The 8,069-nt window shown below is 69.7% G+C and carries 4 protein-coding genes; all 4 read right to left on the bottom strand.

The window, feature by feature from the left end; translation table 11 throughout:
- Nucleotides 1-87 precede the first annotated feature (87 nt).
- Nucleotides 88-3,957, bottom strand: coding sequence for a M4 family metallopeptidase (locus ACIBK4_RS22920; protein ID WP_398996933.1), 3,870 nt, complete (start codon nucleotides 3,955-3,957; stop codon nucleotides 88-90).
- 133 nt (nucleotides 3,958-4,090) lie between these two features.
- Complete coding sequence (locus tag ACIBK4_RS22925) at nucleotides 4,091-5,566, bottom strand: ketol-acid reductoisomerase (protein ID WP_398996936.1); 1,476 nt, start codon at nucleotides 5,564-5,566, stop codon at nucleotides 4,091-4,093.
- A gap of 78 nt (nucleotides 5,567-5,644) precedes the next feature.
- The gene (locus tag ACIBK4_RS22930) at nucleotides 5,645-6,109 is read right to left on the bottom strand and encodes an MEKHLA domain-containing protein (protein WP_398996938.1); all 465 of its coding nucleotides are present in this window, start codon (nucleotides 6,107-6,109) and stop codon (nucleotides 5,645-5,647) included.
- Between the two features lie 723 nt (nucleotides 6,110-6,832).
- Nucleotides 6,833-8,032, bottom strand: coding sequence for a ricin-type beta-trefoil lectin domain protein (locus ACIBK4_RS22935; RefSeq protein ID WP_398996939.1), 1,200 nt, complete (start codon nucleotides 8,030-8,032; stop codon nucleotides 6,833-6,835).
- Nucleotides 8,033-8,069 lie beyond the last annotated feature (37 nt).

The raw sequence follows: 8,069 nt of genomic DNA on the forward strand, positions 1-8,069 counted from the left end.
CTTCCTCGGTGTCTCTGGCCGAAAGGGGAAAGTGGGTGGTGGCGCCGGCCTTCGGTCGGCGCCACCACCCACCCCGTGTCCGACGGGTCAGCCGCGCGCCATCGCGTAGACGTGCAGGACCGGGCTGTTCTGCACCGGCGTGGACGTGACGTCGGGCAGAGTCACGCTGACCGGTGTCCGTCCGCTCTGGAGTGTCACGCCCACGTAGTGCACGTAGGCGACGTGCTGGTACTGCGCGTTGTCCAGCCGGTTCTGGTACGCCGCGGTGATCGCCACGGCGCTGCTGGTCTTGAACCAGTCGGGGGCGGTCAGGGTGAACTGCTGGGTGGTGCCGTCGGAGTAGGTGACCGTGGCCGTGCCCGAGGCCGCGCCGTTGGCTCCCGCGACGAGGAAGCCGAGCGTGCCGCCGTGGGTTCCGTCTACGGCGACCGTCTGCCCGGCAGCGAGTGTGTTGTCGGGCTCACCGTAAATTGCCCCGGTCACCCCGTCGGCGTCGTCGACGCCCGCGGTGGTGGGCCAGGTGAACGACAGGCCCTCCTGGGTGACGGTGCTGCCCGGACCGACACCGGCCGCCTTGAGCGCCTGCGCCGACATGCTGCTGCCCCAGCCGTCCATGTCTCCGTAGCCCGTGGCGGTGTCCTGGGTGACGCTGACGTTCCCGAAGGTGTCGGTCAGTTCGGGAGCCGCCGTCCCGACAGCCATGGCGAACACGTGCAGTTCCGGTGTGCCGTTCGCATCCGTCGCATGGGCGCCCGGGAGTTCGACACTGACCAGCGTCTTGCCGGGCAGCAGGGAGATCCCGCGGTACCAGACGCCCACGCGGGTGTTCTGCCTGGTGTTGCCGGGAGCGTTGGTGTAGGCGGCGGTGAAGGCGGGATCGCCGTCCGTGCCGTGCCAGTCCGGGGCGTCCAGAAGGAACCGCTGGCTGGTGCCGTCGGAGTAGTGAATCGTGCCGGTGCCCGTGAGCGAGTCGGCCGCGGCCGTGCGGAAACTGGAGGCGACCAGGAATCCGAGGGTGTCGCCGCTCCCGCCGACCGCGATGTTCTGGCCGTCGGCGACCGTGTTGTCGGCCGCCCCCGTACCCGACTGGGTCGGCCAGTGGAAGACCACGCCGCCGTGGATGACGGTGCTGCCCGGCGTCACGCCCGCCGTGGCGAGTGCCTGCGCGGACATGCTCAGACCGTGGCCGTCCAGGTCGGCCGTCGCGGTGTTCGTGTCCTGGGAGACAGCCTTGTTGTCGAAGGTGGCCGCGAGGGAGGACGCGGGGGTCCCGGGGTCGGCCGGCGGGATCGTCGCGACGACGGAGTCGAGATAGTCCTCGCCCTGCTGCACGGACATCCCGACGGCGTGCTGGGCGTCGACGCGGGTACGTTCGGTGGTGATGACGTCCGCCAGATGCGTGTCGCCCTGTGCCTTGGCCTGCGCCACCACGTCGTCCGCGAAGGCGTTGGCGCTGTCGATCTGCTGCTGCGTCAGAACGACGCTCGTCGCCTGATCGGTTCCGACTGCCTCCAGAACGGGCTGCCAGAGCTGGATCGCTTTGGTGAACTCGTCGAGAAGAGTTCCCTGTAGGGCGATCGTCTCGTCGAAGTCGTCACGGTTGGTGAGGAAGAGGTGCTCGTAGTAGACGACCGCGGGATCCTCGGCGATCGTACCCAGGTTGTACATGTGCACCAGCGAACCGGCGACCTCGGCCAGCGAGGCGCCGTCGGCGCTCAGCGCCGAGGCGTCGTCGTACAGGGCGGACAGCGTGGAACACGTCACGGTGCCGGAATCACCGCTGCACCCGGCCGGCCGCGGGTCGTCCGTCGTCGCCGTCACCCCCACATCGACCGTCCATATCTCGTTGATGACGGACGTGATGTAGTCGCCCGGGCCGTAGATCGACGTGGACACCTGCATGAGCGCGGTGTACATGTCCGCGAAGGTCGAGGTCGGGGAGATGTAATCGGTCAGCGCTTCGTAGACGAGGGGCACGGCCGTGCTGTAGCCGAGCTTGTACACCATGCGGTAGAAGGCGTAGTTGGGTATGCCGCTGTCGGTGTGCACTCCGCCGTTGTCCTCGCACGTCAGGACGTACTCGGACATGTCCTGCGGCTGTCCGTGCGCCCGCGGGTCCGCCATGCTGCGGAACGGGGCGTACACGTCCAGGTTCGAGCCGAGGAGCCAGTCGTTCCTGCCGGTGGCATAGCGCTCCGTCATCTCGCCGAAGAAATCGGAGATGCTCTCGTTGAGCGCCCCGGACTGGAAGGAGTAGACGAGACCCGCGGTGTTCTCGGTCACCGCGTGGGTGATCTCATGCCCCGTGACGTCCTGCGACAGCATGCCGTCGCCGTACGTCATCAACGTGCCGTTCCAGTTCGCGTTGACGAAGTTCTTTCCGTAGTGGACGCGGGACTTCAGCGGGTAGCCACGATTGTCGACGCTGTCCAGGCCGAACGTGGTCCGGTAGTAGTTGTAGACCACCCCGGTCTGGTCGTAGGCGCGGTCGGAGTCACGGTCACCGCTCGGGGTGGTTCCCTCGGTCCGCACCAGCTTGCCGTACAGCAGCTGGTTCGGCGGATCCGTCAGGTGCTGCTGGTCGTAGACGTACCGGTTCAGCGCCGACTCGGTCAACGGCTCGACGCCGACGAACCGGTCGCCGCCCAGGGCGTCGACGAAGACGCGCTCGTTCTCCTCGCCGCCGTTGCCGATGTCCACCTGCCAGGTGAGGTACGCCGGGGTGCGGACCCCTGCCTGTGGCCGGCCGGCGTAGATCGTCAGCACGGGGGCGTTCTGGCTGCGCCCGCCCGGCACCGCCTTCGCGGCGACGGCGATCGCGGCCTTGGCGCTGATCCTGGGCGTGGTGGAGGCCGGCGCGATCAGGTCGGGGCGCAGGCCGTTGGTGACGGCCGTGACGGTGGTGCCGGTCTTGTCCAGGTGTACGCCGACACGCGCGTCGTACACCGGCACCCCGTCGACGACCTGGTCGTACCAGACGTGCCGGGCACCGCTCGGATCCTTCACCCGCCGACGCTGGTCGTCGTTCCTGAGGATGCCCCGGGTGTTCGAGACGCCGAAGGCATGGGCGTGCTTCTGGAGCCACTCGGGCACGTCGTCGCCGCGCAGTTCGCTGCGCAGTCCGACGAGCATGGACGGGGTGCCTGTCGCGCCGTTCTCCGCGTCGGAGTTCTTGACGCCCGGTACCCGGGGCAGAGCCGCGACCGCGGCGTCGACTCCGGGCAACCGCCACTTGTGCCCACCGGACGTGTCGTGACCGGCGGGCGCGGCCGTGGCCGCACCCGCCGACACCAGGGACGCGACCAGTGCGGTCGCGGTGACCGTGGCGAGACGTCCGGCACTGCGTCGGCGGGCACCCCGGACGGCGGCGGACAGGTGCCCGGCCGGGCGCCCCCGCAGCGCCACGACGGTACCGCCGACGACGAGCGTCCAGCCGGCCGCCGCGACGACCGCCGCTGGCGACGACATCGTGATCCTGAACTCGGGCTGCGCCGTGGTCCATTCGACCGCGATCCCCTGCACCATGCCGCTCAGCACCGTGTAGCAGGCGACGGAGGACAGCAGCAGCGGCCATCTGGGCAGGGCGAGCCTGCGGGCCGCGAGGACGACGCAGAGCCCGAGCACGACGGAGCCGGCCACGGGACCGGCTCCGATCAGCAGCAGCTCCGACCGCTGGCCGATCACCCAGGCCGCCGATATGTGCCCGGCGAACGGGGGCATGCGCCACCCGACGGGCACCCCGCCGCCCGCGGCCAGCGCGGTCCCCGTTCCCCCCAGGCCGGGGGCGAGAGCGCGGGCGACGAGGACGTCGAAGTACTTGTCGCTGTGCGCGATCACGAGACGTAACGCGGCCTGCACGACGAGAAGTGATGTGGCGAGGGCCACCAGGCTTCCCGTGGCCGCCGACCAGACCATGTACCAGGCCCGGCCGAGGGGCCCCGGTCTGCGTCGGGTCATGGGTTCACTCACTGGTTCTCCGTAAGGTGTCGGGGGCCCGGAGGCCGAACTTCGTTGCTGTACGGCGGAGTTGTCGACGACAGCTCCGGTCGACGTCCGTCTCCACCGCTCGTGCGGATCGGCGCGGGGTCGGTCACTCGACGAAGATGTCCACCGACGGCCGCATCCGGGAGCAGACGTCCAGCACCTGGTGGATGACGTGGCCCTCGAACGCCGCGAAGGGAGCGGGATCCACGGCCTTGTCGTCGACCGCGGGGTACGTCTGCTGCGTGAGGAGATAGTCGAAGCGCGGAGCCCACTTGCGGGCGCCGAGCCGTGCGGTGGTGGAGCAGTTGTCCACCATGTAGGCGACGCCGCGGGCATGCATGTAGGGGTTGAGCGAGTCGACCGCCTCGATGACCGACTCGTTGGCGATCTCCGAGTAGGGGTGGCCCCGTTCCAGCAGCAGGTCGACCTGCGCCATCATGATCCCGCAGAACACACCGGCGGTGAACGGGTCGAGGGGGGCCTCGCCGTCGGTGTCACGCCGGGCGCGCACGCGCTCGCCGACACGCCACATGTCCGCCTGGTCGATGCGGCCCATGGGAAAGCGGTCCAGGCGCTTGCCCGCCAGGATGACGCTGCGGATCTCGTTCCCGGAGCTCACCTCGTCGTAGATCTCCGCGGTCAGTTCCAGGCCGACGGGATGGGCCGCGGAGTAGGCGTGCGCGAACACGGCCTTCTGGTCGTCGTCGAGGCGCCGGTAGACGCCGATCAGACCGTCCTTGGAGATGGTCCGCGAGATGGGGCCGGTGACGGACTCCACGGAGTGGCGGAACGCGTCGTGGTCGCTCATTCCTTCGTGGTCGCGGAAGCGCCGGTACAGGCTCTCCACCACACCGTGAACGCCGGCCAGCAGCATGGCGCGTTCGCCCGACAGGTCCGACAGGTACTCCGAGCGCAACGTGGTCTGGAAGGTGAAGGGCGCACCGAGCGCCACCGACCAGCCGAGCGCGCGCTCTACGGCTCGCCCGGTGACGTCCTGCTCGACCGCGAAACTCGCGTTGATCCCGGCACCGTTGACCGTGGCGCCCTGCACATACAGGGCACGCACCGACGGCCCCATGCCCTTGGGGCACACCGCGATCACGTCGACGCCCGCGGGGAACGACCCGCCGGTGTCCGCGAGGTGGCCCAGCAGGAATCCGTGGGAGAGGCCCAGTGTGGTCCCCGGGCGCAGCGCCGCGAGGATCTCCTGGTGGTGCTCGGCGAGTGCGGCGTCCGATATGAGCAGCAGCACCATGTCGGAGGCCGCGATGACCTCGAACATCTCGCCGAGGGTGCCGTCGGATTCGCTGAAACCCGCGGCGCGGGCGGCATCGAAGGAGTGGGATCCACTCCGCAGCCCGACGACCACCTTCACGGTGTCGCCCAGGGAGTCCCGCAGGTTCTGAGCCTGGGCAGGACCCTGCGAGCCCCAGCCGATCACCCCGATCCGGTTCACTCCATCGAAGGCGGCGGGCAGTCGGTCGAACAGGTGCCGGCCGCCGCGCACGATCGCTTCGCGTCGCCCGCCGAGGGTCACGTACTCCTTGTCGAAGACGGTGGTGTCGAAGTCCAGGCTTTCCAAGGTCGTTGACCTGCTTTCTCATTCGTGCGCGCCGAAAACATGCGTGTGGGCTGAAACAGGAAGGAAGGAAGGACGGGGTCAGGCAGCGGACCAGGAGGGAATGAGTGCGGCCTGTCCCCGGACGGTGCCGTCCGTGTCGTGGAGATTCCAGATCGTGACGTCCGCTATCCAGAACCGCCGGCCTGTCCGTGACTCCCGCAATCCGCGGTAGCCCTCCGCAAATCCGCGGCGCCGGACGTCCGCCATGAGGCGGTCCCGTGCCGAACGGTCCGCGACTGGGGCGGACAGGCGCGACGGCAGACCGGAGAACTCTTCCCACGAGTAGCCGAAACACTGCTGGGCCGCGGTGTTCGCGTAGACGAACGCGGGATCGTCGGCCGCGTCCTGGGCGAGGACCGCGTACGGCGCGTCGTGGTAGAGCCAGTACGGGAGTTCGACTCCGATCGGCGCTCCGGATGTCAGAGGCCGGCCGAGGAGTCGTTCATGACTGCCGTTCAGGAGCGAGAAGAACGTCGTGTCGAGCGGGGAGGAGACGAAGAACAAGGCCGGTATCTCCGAGAGTGGCGAAATGGTCTGTCCGAGAGGGGAAGTTATCCGGCCGGCACCCCGTTCGGTGATCGGCCGGGCGAGGTTGGCGCTGACGTTCAACTGCGTGACTCGGGCATTCCAATGGACGCTTTCGAACTGGAGATCGCGCGGTGTTCTACGCCCCTCGCGACCGCCGCCCGAGGACCGGGGCACCGATGCCAGAGCCAGGTGAGCCGGTCGTACAGGGGCTCGAAGCCGGCGCGCAGCATGTTGCGGAGGAAGGTGTTGTGTTCGGCCGGGGGCTTTCGCTCCGGTCTCCACCACGAGCCATCGGCAGCCGGCGGCCCGGGCGCCCCTGGCCCGAGCCGCGAGCAGTGCCGACCGGGCTCCGGGCTCCGGGCTCCGGGCTCCGGGCTCCGGGCTCCGGGCTCCGGGGAGGGTCGCGCCGCCGAACAGGTCCGCGCAGTCGTCGTTGAGGAAGACGCCGCCGACGGCGACGATCCGGTCGGCGGGGTCCCACACGTCGTACCGCCGCCAGTTCGGTCCGCCGACGCGCGTCCCGGGGTCGAGCGTCGCGATGCCGTCGGGCGCGGCCTTCACGTACTCGATGGTTCATTTGCGCAGGTCAGAGACGTCGTAGATCAGTTCCGGGACATCTAGGGCAAGTTGTGGATGTCTGGGGTGCCGCCGTGCTTCTACGGTGCGGCGGCACCGGCGTGTTCAGGCGGCACCGGCGTGTCAGCGGGTGCTCCACTTCTGGTTGTCCTGGCCGTTGCAGTCCCAGAGTTGGAGCCGGGTGCCGTTGGCGGTTCCCTGGTCCTTGACGTCCACGCACTTGTTGGCCTGCGGATTGACCAGGTCGTTGCTGGAGTTGAGGCGGAACTGCTGGGCCGGGTTGCCGCTGCACACCGCGATCTGGATCACCGCGCCGTTCGCCGACGAGCCCCAGGCGACGTCCATGCACAGGCCCATGGAGCGGATCGTGCCGTCCGAACGGAAGTCCCACTTCTGCCAGTTCTTGCCGGTGCAGCTGTTGATCTGCAGCGGCGAACCGTCGGCGCCCTTGTGACCCACCATCTCGATGCACTTGTTGGAGGCGTGGCTGTAGATGGTGGTGCCGGGGGCGACGGTCACCGTCTTGGTGGCCGTGACCTTGGTGGTGGTCTTCTTCTTCGAACTCCCGCCGGAGGACGCCTTCTTGGGCGCCTCGGCGGAACTGCCCGCGATCACTCCCGCACCGGAACCCGCCCCGGCCGCCGCCGCTCCCGCGCCGTTCTTCACCGTGTTGTTCTTGCCGCCGGTCGTGTGCGAGGGGGACGGCTTCGGCGAGGTCGGGTCCGGGCTGGCCGAACCGTAGGCGCCGGCGCCGCTGTCCGTCGTCGCGCCGTTCAACACCGTTCCCGCGTCGGCCACTTGGTCCGACGGCTTCGAGTCCGAGCTGGACTTGCCGAGCAAGCCCGACACCAGGAACGGTACGCCGATCAGCAGCGCGCCGGCTATCGCGGCTCCGGCGAGCAGGCCTCGGGAGGGGCGGCCGAAGGCGGGGGCCGCTACGGCGGTGCCCTCGCCGGTGTCCGAGCCGGATCCGCCCGCGGCTTCGGTTGTCGCGGTCGCGGCCAGGGCCTCGGGGCCCGGGTCCGGGTCGGCGTGGGTGTGAGCGTCGGGCGCGGCTTCGGGGGTCGCGCCCTCGTCGGTGCCTACGGCGGCTTCCGCGGTGGGGAGTTGGGCCTTCGCGGCGGGCCGCGCGGGAGGCGTGAGCGCCGCTTCCGCCCGCGCCGCGGTCTCCGGGGCGCCGGTGCCGGCGGCCGTGGTCTCGCCGCTGGTCGGCGGGAGCGCCGCCGCCTCGGTCTCGCGGGCGCCCGCGGTGGTGTCCGGGGCCGGAGTGGGCTCCGCCCCGCCCGTCGCTGCCTGGTGCTGCGGGCTGTTGTTGCCGGACATGCTGGTCCTTCCAGAAAGTTGATCGGGTGACGACCGG

This window comes from Streptomyces sp. NPDC050528 (genome assembly GCF_044457795.1).
GTDB lineage: Bacteria > Actinomycetota > Actinomycetes > Streptomycetales > Streptomycetaceae > Streptomyces.

Bases quoted from the DNA above. Each gene is read 5' to 3' on its own strand.
- ACIBK4_RS22920 (WP_398996933.1), bottom strand. From the start codon at position 3,957: ATGACCCGACGCAGACCGGGGCCCCTCGGCCGGGCCTGGTACATGGTC.
- ACIBK4_RS22935 (WP_398996939.1), bottom strand. From the start codon at position 8,032: ATGTCCGGCAACAACAGCCCGCAGCACCAGGCAGCGACGGGCGGGGCG.